Origin of the sequence: Rhodopirellula maiorica SM1 (assembly GCF_000346295.1) — a bacterium.
Classification (GTDB): domain Bacteria; phylum Planctomycetota; class Planctomycetia; order Pirellulales; family Pirellulaceae; genus Novipirellula; species Novipirellula maiorica.
The window spans coordinates 1-17,770 of the sequence record NZ_ANOG01000550.1 but is presented as its reverse complement, the minus strand read 5'-3'; the positions used below and the strand labels follow the sequence as shown (position 1 = coordinate 17,770).

Here is a 17,770-nt window from a genome sequence, read left to right as displayed (position 1 = left end):
GCTAACTCTCTTGCGGCGACGAATTAGAATGACCTCCAACGGCCGAGCCAGGGCTATGGTCGGCGCCACTTTCCGGAGCAAGCGTTTGCTCGACCGGTGGCGGGTCCCCTTTCTTGCGATTGCGAACCTGAATCGAGACTCCGATCAGATCCGTCAATTCGGCTTCGCCCAGCTCTTCGTGTTCTAGCAGTGCACGGGTGATCGTCTCGAGTTCACTGCGACGTTCACGCAGCAACTGCTCGGCCTTCTGGTCGGCTTCCAACAGGATTCGAGCCACCTCTTCGTCGATCAATTCTTGCGTGTGCTCGCTGAATTGGCGGGATTGGTGAATTTCACGGCCCAAAAATGGATCTTCGTCGCTGGTCTTGTAACTGACCGGCCCCACCTTGGGACTCATCCCCCAGTGCGTGACCATTCGCCGCGCGATACTGGTGGCCCGTTCGAGGTCGTTTTCGGCCCCGACACAGGTTTCGTTGTAGATAATTTTCTCGGCCGCACGGCCTCCTAACAACACGATCAATTGATGCTCGAGCTCTCGCTTGCTGATACTCAATCGATCTTCGCTAGGCACGTACTGCGTCACTCCTAGAGCGCGACCGCGGGGAATGATCGTGACCTTGTGAACCACATGGGCGCCGTCGAGATGCCATGCCGTCAACGTATGTCCGGCCTCGTGGTAAGCGGTCTTTTCCTTCTCGCTCTCTTGCAAGACCTCCTCACGCTTCGCCCCCATCAGAATCTTGTCGCGGGCGAAGTCAAGGTCGCTCATTTCGACAATTTTCTTGTCTTGCCGGGCTGCCCACAACGCCGCTTCGTTGACCATGTTGCGAATATCGGCGCCGGTCAAACCGACCGTTCCTGCAGCGAGCCGCTTGAGGTCGACATCGTCACCAAGCGGTACGTCGCGAACGTGAACCTTGAAGATCTCTTCGCGCCCCTTCATCGTCGGACGACCGACGGTGACGTGACGGTCAAAACGCCCCGGCCGCAACAGGGCCGGATCCAAAACGTCGGGACGGTTGGTCGCGGCAATCACAATCACCGTTTGGCTCTGCGTAAAGCCATCCATTTCACCAAGAATCTGGTTCAGCGTCTGTTCACGTTCATCATGCCCGCCACCGACGCCAGCACCACGTTGGCGACCGACTGCGTCGATTTCGTCGATAAAGATGATTGAAGGACTGTTTTCTTTGGCGGTGCGGAACAGATCACGAACGCGACTTGCTCCGACGCCCACAAACATCTGAATGAATTCGCTGCCGTTGACCGAAAAGAACGGTACCCCGGCTTCGCCCGCAACAGCGCGTGCCAGCAAGGTTTTTCCGGTGCCCGGAGGTCCGTTTAACAGCACGCCCTTGGGAACAAACCCGCCGAGCCGCTGAAACTTTTCAGGCGTTTTAAGGTATTCAACGATCTCCTGCAGATCCGCCTTGACCCCTTCGAGCCCCGCGACCTCGTTAAAGGTGATCATTTTGTCAGACGCTTCAAACAGCTTGGCCGGACTCTTGCTGAATCCTGACAAAAAGCCGCCTCCCATCATGTCGCTTCGCGTGCGGCGGAGCATCATGAATAGAAAGAAAACGATCCCCAGTGGCAGAATGATAAATGCGATGATGCTGATGATCTGCTGCGAATTGTCAGGAGCCAGAACGCGATAATCGACGTCCGCGGCCTCCAATCGCTCCTGCAATCGAACCGTCGCCCCCGCATCATTCGATTGGCGAAAAACGAACTCTTTGGCCAACTTGACCGGCTTGCCCTCGTCATCGACCTGCGGCTTTAGCTTGCCGTCATCCATCAACGGCGGTGCTTCGGGGCGAACTTTGAACGTCCCGTAGACCCGTTGATCCCCGATTTGAACCGCTTCGATATTGTTTTTTTCGAGCTGATCCAAAAAGAAACTGGTCGACACTTCCGCAACATTTGCACCACGATTCATGAACAGCATGGCGATCAGTCCTGCGACCACCAACGCGATCAGAAACGTGTTGTTGCCACGCTTGTTCGCGCCGCCGCCACTCTTTTCCGAATCTTTCTCGTCGGACCTTTTATCCATCGGTTTCCTTTGTCAGCCTTCACCCGGAGGTTTATTCTCTTGGACTCGTCAACCAGCACCGCTGTGGCGTTTATGCCAAACCAGGCTTAACGAGCGTTTTTTGTTGTGAAAATTGTCAGTTTTGCAGTCCTAAATGCCTAGGATGCACGTTGCATGCCGATTGCTCGCACCCGGCACACCCTTTTACTGTAAATGCTTACTCAAGAAGCCAATTGGGCAATCGTTTCTTACCCTAAGGTTCGTTGCATCACGGGTAGCCCGGCACGATTGTATCGACTGTAACGCTGGATGACTAACCGACCAAAAATGCAAAGCTTGCGACTCGATACCGATTCCCGCCGGCAGCAAGACTGCCAATAAAGTGAGCGGCACGGCGAGAGACTGCTCAAATCGTTGTCGCGGGGGGGACCTGCATCGGCTGCGGGTGACGACTCACACGCTCCCTTCTATGACTTCACCGCACGCGCCGCTTGAAGCCAACCGGGATCGACCGGGTGCCCCACCGCGGCAGCAATCTGCAATTGGCGAGCCAATGTCGCAGCGGGACAGCGACGAATTAATGCCACTTGTGACACTGTGTACCCGTCACGAAACAACCGCCATGTCCAATAAGCATCCGCAGCTTCGTCCGCCGACGGCTCCATCAACGCGGGATCAGGACTCAATGGACCAGCCGAATCGAGCTCCAAAATTTTAGGGGAGCGGTGATCCTGGGCGTCCTCCTGCCGCACTTCTGCATCTTCGGTTTTAAAAAGCTCGGTTTGAGAACACGAAGCGTCGAAATCGGAGGTCGGCTCGTCGCGACCGCCAATCGGACGGTCGCCACGCTCATGGATATCCTTTTCACTGCTACCAGAATCACTGCTGCTCGAATTTCTGCTGCTCGAACCACTGCTAGCAATTTGGCTGCTAGCAACCTCGCTGCGATGCTCGGCGTTTCCCAGTTCCTCGATTTGCGGATCGACTGGATCGTCCTCGGCGTCGAGCGTCCCATCCTGATCGATCGCTTCGGATGCGGGTGTGACAACCGCGTTGGTGTCGGTGCTCTGCTGGGTGGCAACGTCATGTTCGGCGATCACCGTATCGATCAATTGGATGATGTCGTAGCCAAATTGTTCGATCGTTGCGGGTCCCACTCCCGAAATTTTCTCCAGCTCACTCGTCGACCGAGGAATCGTATCGAGGATGCGGTCAATCGTCGCGTTGCTGAGAATGCGGTATGCCGGAATCGCGAGCGCGGCGGAGGATTTTTGACGCCAACGCTTCAGCCGATCCTTCAATTCGGATTTCAGATCATCCGAAGCTGACGGCGGTGCCGCATCCGCGTCCGCATCGGGTTCATTGAATGTTGCGCTTGATTTTTCATGAACATCGGCGGCTTCGAGGTTTTTGGCAGCTGCGGACAACCGTTTGACCAACGGAAATTTCATCCCCAACGTGTCATTGATCGGTTCCTTGGCGTGCATCACCAAGCTGCCATAGTCGCTGAGATCGACGGTGGGTCGGCGGTCATCGACTTCGCGTTGAATCAGTAGCCCGCGTTCGATCAACGCATCCATCACGGCCACCACTTCGGACTGTTTTAACAGCGACAGTAAACCGTACGTGCTGAGCCGGTGAAGTTTCCACTGTTGCAACTTCTTGTTTTTTGAACCACACAGCATTTGGGCCACTAGATTTTTGCCAAATCGTGCATGCATGCGGAACACGCCGCTGAGCACGACACGCACGCCTCGCACAAAGCCGTCACGATCGACGCCGGCAAATGCCTCCGCAATCTGTGCCGGATCAACTGCCGCGTTGGCTCGACGTCCCTCGGGATTGCAGCGGTCGCAATTGCCACAATTCTTGCTGGCGGGATCGCCGAAATAATCCAGGATCACACGTTGGCGACAACCATTGCTACGGGCGAATCCGATCACCGCATCCAGCTTCGCATGTTCGGCTTGACGACGTCGTTCGAGCTCTTCGAAATCGATCTCTAACGCATCAAAGGGGATGTCACGTTCGACCAGATGGACGGCGCGTCCGCGGAACGGCGGCACGTAATCGACCCCTTTCAAACGCCGCAGCTCGCGAAGCGTACGAGCAAGTTGATCGCGGTCGACGTTGGCCAGCTCGGTCAATCGCTTGACCGTCACATAGACATCCTCACCGCGTCGTTTTCCCACGACTTTTTCGACCGCCATCATCACCCGTCGGCGAACTTTAGCTTCTCGCGGCAGAAAATCCAACATCGTCGCAGCGTTGCTGTCGATGCGAACAATTGCGTTATTTGCCGAACTATCGAGCCGTTTCAGCACCCCTGCCTTGGCCAGCAAGGTTTGCGACGTGCCGATCGCTTCGCTGCCATCCTTGACGTCGATTGCCGCACGAACCTGCTCGAGCGTTAATTCGATCGGGTCTTCTTCGCGGGACAGCAAAAACTCGTAAACCTTCGACACGGTTTCACGCGAAGGGTAGCGGTTTTCAATAAAAAACTCTTGGATATAGCGATCGTTGTAGGAAAACAACATCAAACAATCGCTGTCTTTTGCATCCCGCCCGGCGCGTCCGGCCTCTTGGTAATACGCTTCCAACGTACCGGGCATGTTGTAGTGGATCACATAGCGAATGTCCGATTTATCGATCCCCATACCAAACGCATTGGTCGCCACGATCGCGGATAGTTTTCCCGACATAAAGTCGTCTTGAATCCGTTGCCGCTGCATCGGATCCAACCCCGCATGATAGGCTCCGATGGGACGCCGTGTCTTCTCTGGCAACCAACTGGCAATTTCCTCACAGCGTTTACGCGTCGCGGCGTAGATGATCCCCGTGCCTTCACATTGGTTGACGTATTTGACAAGCTGTTCGTCTTTTTCCCGGTCCCCCTTGGAATGCTGCACGCTGAATCGCAAGTTGGTGCGGGCAAAACCCGTCACAAACGTTTTCGGTTCACGCAGACGCAACAAATCGATGATGTCTTGCCGGACTGCGGGGGTCGCCGTCGCTGTCAATGCAATCGTTTGTACATTCGCCAAGTAGCGATCGCGAAATCGTCCTAATCGTGAATAGTCAGGACGAAAATCGTGCCCCCACTCACTCACACAGTGCGCTTCATCGACCGCCAACAACGTCACCTCGGCTGTCGAGACGGCTTCGAGAAACCGGGTGTTGCGAAGTCGCTCTGGTGCCACGTAGACCAAATCCAACTCGCCCCGCGACATCTGCTGCATCACGTCGACCTGCTCGGACATATTGAGCGTGCTGTTGAGCAATTTTGCCTTGATGTTCAACGACTGTAGCGTATCGACTTGGTCCTTCATCAACGCGATCAACGGCGACACGACAATCGTCGTCCCAGGCCGACCAAGACTCGGCAACTGATAACACAAACTCTTACCACCCCCGGTTGGCATCACGCACATCACGTCGTGCCCATCGGCGACCGCATCGACGACATCACGTTGACCAGGACGAAATTGGGTTAACCCAAACCGAGCCAGCAAGACGGTCGGATCGACGTTATTGCCCGATACGTTGTTACCGGACGAAACGGATCGTGAGATTGCGGGTCCGGGCATGGCACTAAAGAAAAGAACGGGGGGATACTCATCGTCGGCTTGATTATAGGGTAGCATCGGCAGTTCATCGAGAACGCCCAAAGCCGTTTGCACACGTTCCGCCTTTTTACCGCCAGGCACCCTTTTTACTTGCCAGGATTGTCAAAATGGATAGCGAATCCTCTTACGTCTGCGATTCTTGTGGCGAAGAAATTGTCATTCCGCTGGACCCTTCCTCCGGAACGCGACAAGAATACGTCGAAGATTGCCCAGTCTGTTGCAACCCGAACGTGATTCACGTCGATTGGCTCGAGGACGAAGCCCGGGTGTGGGCCGAACCCGAACAAGATCATTTTTAGGTAGTTTTTTCCCATGCGATTGTCGACCTCGTTTCTTCCCAATACCAATCCGATCGACGAAACGACCGACGTCGCTGTCGTGATTGATATCTTGCGGGCGACGACCGTGATGACCGTGGCCATTGCCAATGGGGCAAACGAAATCACGACGACATGTGATGTCCAAACCGCACGTGAAATAGCAAACTCGCTCACCCCTCCACCACTGCTGTGCGGAGAACGAGCCTGTGTGCCGATCGCAGGCTTCGACTGCGGAAATTCTCCGGCCGAATACTCGCCCCCCGAGTCGCGGGTCGCAATCTAGTCGTCACCACCACCAACGGAACCAAAGCAGTTCAAGCCGCTTCGCTAGCAAAACAAGTTTTGCTAGGCAGTTTTCTAAATCAACGGGCGGTGGCCGAGTCCTTGGATCCGAATGCGAACGTCGCTCTGGTTTGTGCCGGGACCGATGGTTTTGTGACGGCAGAGGACGTTCTTTTTGCCGGAGCCTTGGTCAGCCATTTTCAATCGCGATTCGACCAACGCCAAATCCTTTCGCTGGATTTGAATGACGAATCGCTAATCGCCCGCGAGATGTGGCGGTCGTGGTTTGGCCCCACCGATGGGGAAACCGAAGCGGGGGACGTCAAAGCAGAGGAATCTTCCGCGACGACGCATCCCGCCGCTTTGGCCGCTCGGCTATCGCAGTCACGCGGGGGCCAAAATCTGATCCGAGCGGGTTACGAAGCCGATTTGCAGCGATGTGCCGAGATCGATTCGGTTTCGATTGTGCCTCGGCGGATCGCGGTTCGCGCGGGGGCGAGCATCTTCGGTCGCTAATCGCGTACGATCGCGGTGCATTTTTGGGGGCTGTGGGCAGAACAACTTGACCGCGAAGGCAGTTTTCTGCTAATTCCCAACGAGTCAAATGGTCCGTCTGAAGTGGTCCATTTCAAATGTTTCTAAGCAAAATCGCATCGCGTTCCCCCGACGCATCCAAACCAAGCAAACGGTTCTGAGTCAAAGGTGGCTGAAAAAAAGGCAGATCCAACCGACAAAAGCCAACCGACGGTAAGTCGTGACAAGATCACCACTTCGCTCATGGTGCTTGCTGCCGCGATCGCCATCTTGGGGTTTGGGACTGTTTTTTCGATCTGGTTCGGCAGTGGTCCTCCCGACGCCATCGAAACCCTGAAAATTGCCTCACGTGAATACATTGCAGGCAATGCGATTGTGGCCGGCCGGCTCGCTCAGTCGGTCGATCTGGGCGAAGAATTGCCCGATGACGACGCAAACGGCAATGCGTCCGACGGAGATGACGAAAACGAAGATCCGCTTGCGGAATGGCGAAAATTACGTCAATTCCTAATCAGTGCGGGCGAGGTGGTGCGGGCTCGCGAAACCGATGACAATCGCGAACGCCGCGAAATCTTGATCGCCGCCATCCCTGACTTCAAAGCGGCGGTAGAAAAAGGATTGCCAGTGGGCCGCGAGGTCGACGGCAAACGTTTACTCGCCGAATCCTATTTCCAACTGGGGGAATTCGACCGTGCCGCAGCTCTGTTTGAGGAGCTGATCGTATTGGATCCGACATTGCGGCGAGAACTCTTACCGTTGCTGGCAGAAACTCTGCTTCGTACCCGCGACCCCAACCCCGAGCTCGCACTTGAAACGATCGCAGCGATCCTGGCGGACAAAACACTCCGGCTGGAGCAGCGATTCGAAGCCAATTTGATTCAAATTGATGCATTGACGCGATTGGGACGCTACGTCGAAGCCGAACAGGCGATCGAGCGAGGAAAGCAAGCGATCGCCGAGGCGGATTTGACCAAACAAGCTTCGTATATCGGATTCCAACATCGCTTCAAACTGGCACACGGCGTGGTGCAAATTCGTAAAGCGATCGGGCGGTATGGCAAACAACCAGTCAATCCGTCGGATAGCCGTGAAGAAGTCATCACGGCACTGGCCCCCACGATGATGGCACTGTTCGATCTACAACGTGAAGCGGCACCACAGATCGCATCGGAGGCGAGAATTTGGGCAGGACGCGCCTATCAATGCCAAGGCATGCCGAATCAAGCACTATCGCAGTGGAGTGCCACGCGGCAACAACGCCCCTTTGGCGGCGCTGCGATCATCAGTGGTCTCGAAGAGATCGAACAGCTCGCGGCACTTGGACTTGGTCTCGAGTTAGTCCAAACGATTCGTTACATGATGCGAGAGATGGGTGATCTGCGAGGCTTTGACCCCACGATGGTTTCGCTGGTCGAATTTCGTCGCCGCCTGATCGCCGCGCTGGAAAAACTGCGTGACCAATCGGCTTACCAAGAAACGATCGATGTGGCTCGCAGCTTGCCGCCGATCTTCACGCGTTCGGCGGCATTGATGCAAGAAGGCATTGCGTTTCGCGAGTGGGCAGCCAGCACGCTACGCGCAGGTACCCAACTGAACGGCGAGATCTCTCCCGCTGCCGCATCGCTCGCTCGCAGACGCTTTCGCCAAGCCGGCGATGCCTTTACCCAAGCCGCCGAGCTCGACTTTGATACCCCTCGCTACATCAAAACCCAATGGGCGGCTATCGATTCATACCAGCAGGGTCGCCATTTCGAACGCAGTATTCGCTTGCTTCGATCCTACCTCCGCTACGAGGAACGGCAACGTCAACCGCGTGGGCTAATCGCGATGGGTCGGGCGTTATTAGCGGAAAGCCAACCTGAGGGCGCGATCAAAGCGTTGGAAACAGTCATCGTCGAATACCCACGTGACCCGCTGCGCTACGATGCACGACTGCTGATGGCGTTGGCGTATTCGGAGACCGGCGACATTGAAAAAGCACGTGGCTATTTGATCGACAATTTGCAAGACGGTGAATTGACGCCGCAAAGCCCGGCGTGGCGTGATTCGCTGTTCACGTTGGCCGAAATTCTTTATCAAAAAAGCTACAAGAATCACCTGCTCGCAGAACACGCCGATCCACCCGAACGAGCAAAACTGTTACAAGAAAACCAACCGATTCTCGACGCAGCAATTCGCCGACTCGACGAAGCCGTGTTGCGTTATCAACCCGCACCCCGTGCTGACGCGGCCGCCTATCTGGCAGCCCGCTCGCACATTCTTTCGGCGCAGTGGCCTCGGCTCGAAGCACAATCGACCGACATTCTCGATGCGGCGCGTCGCGCCATGCGAACCAAAGTCGAATCCGAATTGAATGCCGCGTTGGACGGATTCCGTGAACTAAAAGAACGGATTATGCGGCGAGAAGAAGAACAAAAACTGACCAACGATGCCCAAGCACTGCTGCGAAATTGCATGATGGCCGAAGCTGATACGCTCAAGGAAATGGGGCAGTTCGAAGAAGCCGCTACCGCCTATCGAACCGTATCGCTGCGTTACATGAACCAGCCGCCCGCATTGGAAGCGATCCTCGGCCAAGCTCGCTGCGTCCGCGAACTGGGACGACGTCGTGAAGCCGACCTATTGATCCGGCAAGCAGGCGTGGTGCTGAAACAGATTCCTCCGAAATTGGACGACGAGTTTAAACGCACCACACGTTATGACCGCGCGGGATGGGAAAAAATGATCGCTTGGATGACCGCAGGCATGCGTGATCCCGGCGGTGGCGTGTAACTCGTCACTCGCGGCGTCTCGCCGAACACACAGGTCCGAAACAATCCTCCACTCGATCCGTTGCCTTCCACCCATTGACTCCCAAAATCAGTCACCTCGAGCGTCGATACGATGAACAGTGATGAACTTTCCAGCCTCGTCCAACAACGGCACGCAGCAGCGCTGCAATTGGTCGAACTTGGGCACGCCCAATTAGCGGCGGTGCAATCCGGACGAATGAACGAGCTGATGCAGCTGCTATCGCAGAAACAACAACCGCTGAGCGTGCTCAGCGAACTTTCCAAACGATTGCACACGGCGATCGGAGACGATCCGGAATCGCGGCAATGGGCATCCCGCGAGATGCGGAGCGAGTGCCGAGCTCAGCACGAAGAAACCGAATCGATGCTGATGGAACTGATGAAAATCGAAAGCGATTGCGAGCAACAGTTGACCAAGAATCGCGGAGAAATCGAGGAACAAATCCGCCGTAGCGATGGTGCCAAACAAGCCAATCGAAGCTATGTTCAATCGAGCCAATCCGCTCCAACATGCGGCGGCTCGCTCGATCTATCCAGCCAGTAGTGGAGGAAAGCGGTAGTGGACGAATCCCCGCAATTGTCTGACGGGACTCGTAGGCTCGTCCACTACGGCGTAAACACTTGACGCCGAACGATCCGATTCGCCACACGACACCGCGGTCTACGCGACACAACCGGCCGCTGGTTTTCGACGTGTTTTCTTAGTCGTCAGCGTTTTCTTGGTCGAACGGCGTTTCGCTGACGCGGCAGTCTTCGCAGTCACGCCCGCTTTCTCAGTCTCGCTGTTTTTCTCAGTCGCGAGAGCTTTCTCGCTAGCGTGCGACTTACCTGCCGAGCGAAAACGATCTGGATTCCATTTGTATTTCGGATACCGTTCTTCGGCGGCGCGAAGTGGCGAGTAACCGTAATACTTGGCGAACAACCAACTGCCGCCGGACCTTAAAAAGTGATGCTCCCTTAATTGGTACCAATCTTTTGGGGTGCGATACCCCAGCTCTTTGCCCAACCACTGAAGATATTCTTTTCGATTTTTATCATCTTCCCAATACCCGCTTGGGGTGTAATGGAACAGCCACGGTTTCCACGGAAATTTTGGCAAATATTCACTAACCATGCGATAGATCGATCCACCGCACATCGTCAGAAGCGTGGTTCCATAGTGTTCTCGGATGTCATGTACCGAAACGCCGTACCATAGTTCAGGCGTGCGAATTTTGAGTTTAAATCCCAACCAATCCATGTAGCGACGACGGTTTTCGAGGTCGTTCCAAAACCCCTGGGGTACGGTTTCGAATCTCCATTCATCCAATTGCATCAGAGGTTTGAACTCATGCAGCGCCGCAGCGACGCTGCAACCGTAATAATTGTTCAACAGCCCAAGGCCGCCATGACGGGTAAAGTCGTTTTTGGTCACGCGATACCAGTCTTCTTTGCCTTGAATGCCCAGTTGTTTTTCGAGCCACAACATGAACTCACGACGATTCTCGGGTTTCTGCCAATACCCGTTCGTGGCGCGAGAAAACAACCACGAGTGCCATTTTCGTCTTGGCATGAACTCGCGTACCGCATTTTGAGGCGAATCACTGTAGTGAGACGCTAACAACCCGCCGCCATAGTTTTGCTTGAAATGTTTTTGCTGAATTCCATACCAATCATCAGGCTTCGCGTAACCGAGCTGCTCACCGAGCCAACTCATGTAGGCGAGTCGGTTTTCGGCTAGATCCCAAAAACCGTGCGGTACACGCCCCAGCATCCAAGGTTGGCTCTTGGTTTTTCGCATGAAGTTGACTCCTATTTGCAATCGGTCATTCGGTCGCGGTCCGATCACGGCAGGACATGATGAATGTCTTGATAAAGACGCCAGAAGCAGAAACCGGCAAACGTGAAAACGATTTTTCGCCTTTGGTTTCGGAAATCACTGTCGAAGTGATGCCTCCCTGCCTTATCTACACTGCTGCCCAATTTGATAAGTTTAGAATCCACATTGAAAAGCCCCACTATGGGGGTCTGGAAGCGTCGGATTAGCCGACCCCGCCGGGGGGATTGTAATTTATTTCACCGTAGATTGCAAATAAGAAAGCCTTCGTCCCCGTTGCAAGTACAAAACCTCGCAAAAAGCGGTGTTCTGGTGGCCACTCGCCGCGTCCGGGGGAGCCCAAAGCCGAGAAAATCGTTCGCCGAAGCCAGAAAACACGACAAACGATGCGTGTGCCTTTTATGCGTGCGGGACTCAAGGCACAGCTGAGGAAAGCCGCACGCGATAATGCCATCTTGGGACGTGGGTGACTCTACGATTGGCTGGTCGAAGCCGAGCTTTCGCTTCGATCCGCATCCTCGCTCGCCGAATCGGTGGGTTGCGATTCACTCGATTCCGACATAATTGTCGCAGCCGCAGTCGAATCAGCATCGACGGCTTCATCCGCCTCCAACGCGAGCAGTGGTGATGTTTCACCTGCTGACAATGTAAGTGCCTTTTTACGTGTGAAACCACGAAGCACGACGTAGAACACCGGGGTCAAAAACAAGCCAAAGATCGTCACGCCCAACATGCCACTAAACACCGCCGTCCCTAGGACGCGTCGCATCTCAAACCCAGCCCCGGTGGCGATCAGCAAGGGGATGACACCTAAGATGAACGAAAACGCCGTCATCAAAATCGGACGCAGGCGTAATCGGCATGCGTCGATCGCAGCTTGAAATCGATCTTTCCCGGCATCCTCTTCGGCTTTGGCAAACTCCACAATCAGAATCGCGTTTTTACACGCCAATCCAACAAGCACGATAAAACCAATCTGAGTCAAAATGTTGTTTTCCATGCCTCGGAACCAAACACCGAGAATGGCAAACAACAAACACAATGGCACGATCAAGATGATCGCCAGCGGCAATAGCCAACTTTCGTATTGTGCCGCCAGCGCGAGGAAGACAAACAACACCGCCAACGGGAACAGAAACATGATTGTGTTTCCGGCCTGACGTTCCTGGAACGCAAGTTCAGTCCATTCAAAACCAAAGCCCGGCGGAAGATTGATAGCCGCAAGATCTTCCATCGTCGTCAATGACTGACCGGTGCTAAATCCAGGGACCGTGGTGCCATTGATGTCGGCGGCCGGATACAAATTGTAGCGTACCAAACGATCAGGACCGGCGATTTGCTTCAGCTCAACGATCGAACCGAGCGAAACCGAAGCGCCACGAGCACTGCGAGTTCGCAAACGCAAAATATCACTTGGCTCATCTCGAAACTCGGGTTCCGCTTGCGCAGTGACTCGATAGGTACGCCCAAGAAAGTTGAAATCGTTGACATAGAGCGAGCCGAGATAAATCTGTAGCGCCTCGAACACGTCGTTCACCGGCACGTCGAGCATTTCGGACTTATCGCGATCCACGTCGGTATAGATCTGAGGCACACTGACTCGCAGATTCGAAAATGCCTGCGTGATTCCCGGTTGCTGGTTGGCCTGTGCAACCATCGTTTCGGTCACCTGATTCAACACCTCGGTGCCAGCACCTCGGCGGTCTTGCACATACATTTTGAACCCGCCACCGCGTCCGATACCACGCACCGGGGGCGGAGGGATGACGAAGATCTGAGCCTCGTTAATATCAGAAACCTTGTGTCGCAAATCGGCAACAATCGCATCGATTCCGCGACCGCGTGCCGCTCGTTCCTTGGCGTCTTCTAGCGGCAGAAACGTCACGGCCGCATTGGGGCTGATCGTAAATGTCGCTCCTGAAAGCCCCGCGATTCCAACCGCATGGGCGACCCCGTCGATGCTACCGCCAAGCTCGGCGACCCGGCGGGTCACTTCATCGGTGCGGGCCAACGAGGCACCATCGGGCAAACGAATGCTGACGATCACATAGCCTTGGTCCTGCTGAGGAATGAAGCCTTGGGGGACCATTCCGAAGCTATACCATGTACAAACCAACAGACCTGCGTACAACAGCAGCGACACCGCCGTCATCCGTACAATTCGTGCGACGATCCCAGCGTATATATTGCTGGTCACATCAAAGAATCGGTTGAACAGTCGGAAGAACCAACCAAACAAAAAGTCCCCCACTCGCGAGACGCCATGCTTCTCCGCTCCTTTGGGTTTCAACAAGATCGCACATAGCGCGGGGCTGAGCGTCAGCGAAACGAAGGTTGAAAATGCAGTCGAGATCGCGATCGTCAACGCGAATTGTTGATAGAACTGGCCACTGATACTGGGGACAAAGATGGTCGGCACAAAGACCGCGATCAACACCAACGTCGTCGCGATCAACGCCGATCCGACTTCGTCCATCGCTTTATGGGTCGCGGCGCGTGGCGACATGCCCTGCGCAATGAGCCGCTCGACGTTCTCGACGACAACAATCGCATCGTCCACGACAATTCCGATCGCCAGCACCAATCCAAACAATGACAATGTATTCAGCGTGACGCCGAGACTCTGCATCGCGGCAAAGGTACCGATCAACGAAATGGGAATCGCGATCACTGGGATAATCGTCGGTCGCCAACCGTGCAAAAACAGAAAGACCGTCAACACCACAAACGCGGTGGTAATGAACAGCGTATTGAAAACCTCCGAGATCGACTCTTCCACAAAGTCGGTCGGGTTGTAGGCGATCTCGTAGCCGATCCCCTGAGGAAAATCGGCGGCGATTTCTCGCATCGTCCGCTTCACTTCCTCGGCGGTATCAACTGCATTGGTGCCAGGTCGCTGATACACGAGCACCGCGATCGCCGGTTTGCCATCGAGATAGCTGAGCCGCGAATAGTCCTGGGCGCCTAACTCGATTCGCGCCACGTCACTCAATCGTGTGACCCGCCCATCATCACCACGTTTGACGATGATGTCGCCGAATTCGTCCGATTCTCGCAAACGCCCCTGAGTCGTCACGTTCAACTGGAACGCGCCAGTTTGGTCGATCGGCGGTTGACCGATCACTCCCGCTGCGACCTGAATATTTTGTTGACGGACCGCCTCGATGACATCCCCAGCGGTCAGATCGACGTGAGTCATCTTTTCGATGTCCAACCAAATCCGCATCGCGTATTCGTTGCCACCGGCAATCCGAATATCGCCAACGCCATCGAGTCGCATCAATGCATCGCGAACATTCAAGAACGCATAGTTACTGATATACAGCTGATCGCGACTATCATCAGGTGAATTTAGATGCACCACCATCAACATGTCAGGAATCAGCTTCTTGGTGGTCACCCCAATCTGACGCACTTGTTCGGGCAAACGAGATTCGGCCACCGCGACACGGTTCTGGACCAAGACCTGAGCATCATCAAGATCCGTGCCCAGTTTGAACGTCACGGTCAACTGCATTGTGCCATCGGCACTCGATGACGACTCCATATAGAGCATGTCATCGACGCCGTTCATCTCTTGTTCGATCGGGGTCGCGACAGTATCGGCGATGACGTCGGGAGTCGCCCCAGGAAAACTGGCACGGACAACGATCTGCGGCGGAGCCACCGGAGGATACTGTGAAACCGGAAGCGAGAAGTAGGTAATCCCGCCGACCAGCACAATCACGAACGAAAGCACCGTAGCGAAGATCGGCCGCTCAATAAAGAAATGTGGAAACTTCATCGTGCTTCCCCCGTAGGTTGCGGCGGCGAGTCCAACCCGATCGTCGCGTTGGCTTGGATCGTACTGGAAACCGGCTGCGGATCGGGAACTCGCGACATCCATTTCTCCGGCGGCAACGGCTGATAGTCGTCGGGCAATCCATCCTCAACCACTTCGATCGTCCCTTGTTTGACTTGCACCGTCATGTCGGGTCGCGATTGCAGTAACCCCTGGATGACAAGAGTCTCGGTACCGCTGAGTCCCTCACGCACGACGCGAAGTCCATCGACCATCGGACCAAGCTTGACGCTACGCCGCTCAATCACATCGTCGACCACGATATAGACGTATTGAGACGATTGGTCAGTGCCGATCGCCGAATCGGGCACCAATACTCCTCGGTGTGCGGCACTGCCGGGGATCCGAATCCGAGCGAACATTCCCGGCAGCAGCACTCGATCATGATTGGGAATCACGCCGCGTGCACGCATGCTGGCGGTATCGACGTCGAAATGGTTATCGACAAAGTCCATGTGCCCTTCGTGAGGAAATCCGGATTCGTCGACCAAACCGAGGAAAACGGGATTTTTGACCTCGCGAGAACTTTTGCGTTCGCCGATTTGGGCCAAGCGAATGTACTTCAAAACGTCCTGCTCGTTGACGTCAAACGTACAGTAGATCGGGTCGACCGAGGTGATCGTTGTCAATAGAGTCGACGTCGCGGTGCCACCGCTGACGAGGTTGCCTTCGGTCACATATTGGCGGCTGATCCGTCCGCTAACGGGGGCACGAATCTGGGTATAGTCCAAGTTCAACTTGGCCGTTTCAACGCCGGCGCGGGCCGATTCGATCGCAGCCTCGGCGGTCGCAATCTCCGCTTCTGCCGAACTGATCCCCGCCGCACTGGATTCCAAGTCCGCTTCGGCCTGCAGAAACTCGGCGGAACGCTGATCGAGCTCTTCGATCGAAACCGCGTTCTGGGCTTCGAGAGCCCGCGCTCGCTCGATTCGCGTCTTCGCTAACTGCATTCCTGCTTCGGATTGATGATGCTGTGCTCGCGCGCTCTCCAGTCCCGCGTTGGCCCGTTTCAACTGAGACTCGGCTTGGTTCAGTGCCGCAACCGCACCATTGAGCTCCGCTTCGAAGGGGCGCGGGTCGATCACGAACAACAGATCGCCGGTATCGACAATTTGGCCTTCGTCAAAATGAATTGATTTTAGGTAGCCGCTGACACGCGCACGGACTTCGACAAAATCCACCGCCTCTAATCGACCGGTAAACGCGTCCCATTCGACGATCTTCTTAGTCACCGGCTTGGCAACCGTGACGGTCGGTGGAGGCATTTCGGGAGGGCCAGGATTCGTGTCACTGCAACCTAGCAAAACACTACAGAACAGCAGCGAGATGCCAAGACAGACGTGGGTGGGCAGCAGTCCAAGGCAGGGCAGGGGATGTCGGACTGTCATAGCGGGTGGGATGTTCAAGTTCACTTGTCTCATTGTTTTACGCCAACTTTCAACCGCATTGGGAAAAACCATTTCAAATTCCCGCAGCGGATCAGCGTTTATTCATTTACGAACGGCTCTGTGCGAACCTTTTGTTCCAAAACCTTAATTGCGTCAACGCTCGATGCAACGGGATGGACGCTCCCCCCCGCCGTGTTCATGCCGATTCGGCAACGCAATACAGCACCAGCAATCCTTGCAGGGGGAAGGCACCGCTCTAATGCAGGGGAACTGCGGTCGATGCCATCAGCGACGAAGAGAAAGTCGCCCACTTGTTGTTGTAATCCTCCCCCGATGTTCGCCAGGGGATTGCCTGAGGAAATTGCCGACCGTCGCTCGAATCCGCCACACGCTCCGTCGAATCACGGTTCGATGGGCTCACGACCGGCGCAACCGCCCAATATCGCGGCGACCAGACGCCGTAAGCACCTGCAACGGGCACGATCCCACCTTAAAGTTTTCCGCTGAAATTAATAGCTTTAGGTACGTGCTCGTGCTCAGTCCGCAAGACGGTACTCGTACTTGCCGTCCAGCGAAGTGGACATCGTCGAACCCGCTGTAATCGAGTAGGGGTACGAGTACCGCTTCGCTGAGTACGAGTACGAGTACGATCTGCTGGAGGCCCCGCCAATTGCTAAAGAGCCAAGATTATCCCGAAGGGGCTAAACGTAAAAAACATGTTTAAGTGAGCCGTTTCGCGGCGGGATTTTGTCTGCCAGGGTTGTTCTAAGGAAACCATCGGGACATCGATCGTTTTAGTAACGAATCTAATTTGACACACTGAATCGCAACGCGATGGCTTGTGATAGCCACGGACGCAAGTCCATGGAAGCATGGACCAAGCGAAGTAGTCGCAACGCGACGACAGGTCTTCTCACGCTCCGATTCGTCTGTTCGATGGCGACAGACCATGACAATGGCAATGGCGATGCTGAGCGTGGCGTCACAGGTTTGGTAGGAAAATGGACGTAGGAAGATGAAAACGGCCGAGAGGCTCGCGCAGACTCTTTTCGCTTCCGCTACGGGCTTGCCCCGGCGGAGCGGGCAATTGGAAGCTCCCCATCAAACCTCCCTCGCCCAATCGATCTCCGCTCGGG

General features: G+C 55.2%; 9 protein-coding genes and 1 pseudogene. 5 read left to right on the top strand and 5 right to left on the bottom strand.

Annotated features, from left to right (window positions below; genetic code table 11):
• Window position 1: 1 nt before the first annotated feature.
• Together ftsH and RMSM_RS17685 are read right to left on the bottom strand one after the other, a co-directional pair.
• Window positions 2-2,056 carry an ATP-dependent zinc metalloprotease FtsH gene (gene ftsH, locus RMSM_RS17690; protein WP_008699118.1) on the bottom strand — a complete coding sequence of 685 codons (2,055 nt, stop codon included), beginning with the start codon at window positions 2,054-2,056 and terminating at the stop codon, window positions 2-4.
• A 446-nt stretch (window positions 2,057-2,502) separates the two neighbouring features.
• Complete coding sequence (locus tag RMSM_RS17685; protein WP_081614211.1) at window positions 2,503-5,622, bottom strand: RecQ family ATP-dependent DNA helicase; 3,120 nt, start codon at window positions 5,620-5,622, stop codon at window positions 2,503-2,505.
• Window positions 5,623-5,768: 146 nt separating this feature from the next.
• On the opposite strand from RMSM_RS17685, the gene RMSM_RS17680 reads away from it, so the two are divergent.
• The 4 genes and pseudogenes from RMSM_RS17680 (at window position 5,769) to RMSM_RS17665 (ending at window position 10,133) form a co-directional block, all read left to right on the top strand.
• Window positions 5,769-5,960: a CPXCG motif-containing cysteine-rich protein gene (locus tag RMSM_RS17680; RefSeq protein ID WP_008699114.1), complete on the top strand. Its 192-nt coding sequence runs from the start codon at window positions 5,769-5,771 to the stop codon at window positions 5,958-5,960.
• Between the two features lie 13 nt (window positions 5,961-5,973).
• A pseudogene (locus RMSM_RS37850) lies at window positions 5,974-6,779 on the top strand (2-phosphosulfolactate phosphatase).
• Window positions 6,780-6,965: 186 nt separating this feature from the next.
• Complete coding sequence (locus RMSM_RS17670) at window positions 6,966-9,569, top strand: tetratricopeptide repeat protein (RefSeq protein WP_052031684.1); 2,604 nt, start codon at window positions 6,966-6,968, stop codon at window positions 9,567-9,569.
• A gap of 111 nt (window positions 9,570-9,680) precedes the next feature.
• The gene (locus RMSM_RS17665) at window positions 9,681-10,133 is read left to right on the top strand and encodes a hypothetical protein (RefSeq protein ID WP_008699107.1); all 453 of its coding nucleotides are present in this window, start codon (window positions 9,681-9,683) and stop codon (window positions 10,131-10,133) included.
• A 117-nt stretch (window positions 10,134-10,250) separates the two neighbouring features.
• On the opposite strand, the gene RMSM_RS17660 is transcribed toward RMSM_RS17665, so the two are convergent.
• Window positions 10,251-11,369: a hypothetical protein gene (locus RMSM_RS17660; RefSeq protein ID WP_040767800.1), complete on the bottom strand. Its 1,119-nt coding sequence runs from the start codon at window positions 11,367-11,369 to the stop codon at window positions 10,251-10,253.
• 56 nt (window positions 11,370-11,425) lie between these two features.
• Between RMSM_RS17660 and RMSM_RS17655 the strand changes: the two genes are divergently transcribed.
• Window positions 11,426-11,614, top strand: a complete 189-nt coding sequence (locus RMSM_RS17655; RefSeq protein ID WP_040767799.1) for a hypothetical protein — start codon at window positions 11,426-11,428, stop codon at window positions 11,612-11,614.
• Between the two features lie 263 nt (window positions 11,615-11,877).
• Here RMSM_RS17655 and RMSM_RS17650 read toward each other — a convergent pair whose 3' ends face one another.
• A complete protein-coding gene (locus tag RMSM_RS17650; RefSeq protein WP_008699102.1) occupies window positions 11,878-15,189 on the bottom strand; it encodes an efflux RND transporter permease subunit in 3,312 nt (1,103 codons plus the stop codon).
• The gene (locus RMSM_RS17645) at window positions 15,186-16,634 is read right to left on the bottom strand and encodes an efflux RND transporter periplasmic adaptor subunit (RefSeq protein WP_052031687.1); all 1,449 of its coding nucleotides are present in this window, start codon (window positions 16,632-16,634) and stop codon (window positions 15,186-15,188) included. Before RMSM_RS17645 ends, RMSM_RS17650 begins: the two co-directional genes overlap by 4 nt.
• Window positions 16,635-17,770 lie beyond the last annotated feature (1,136 nt).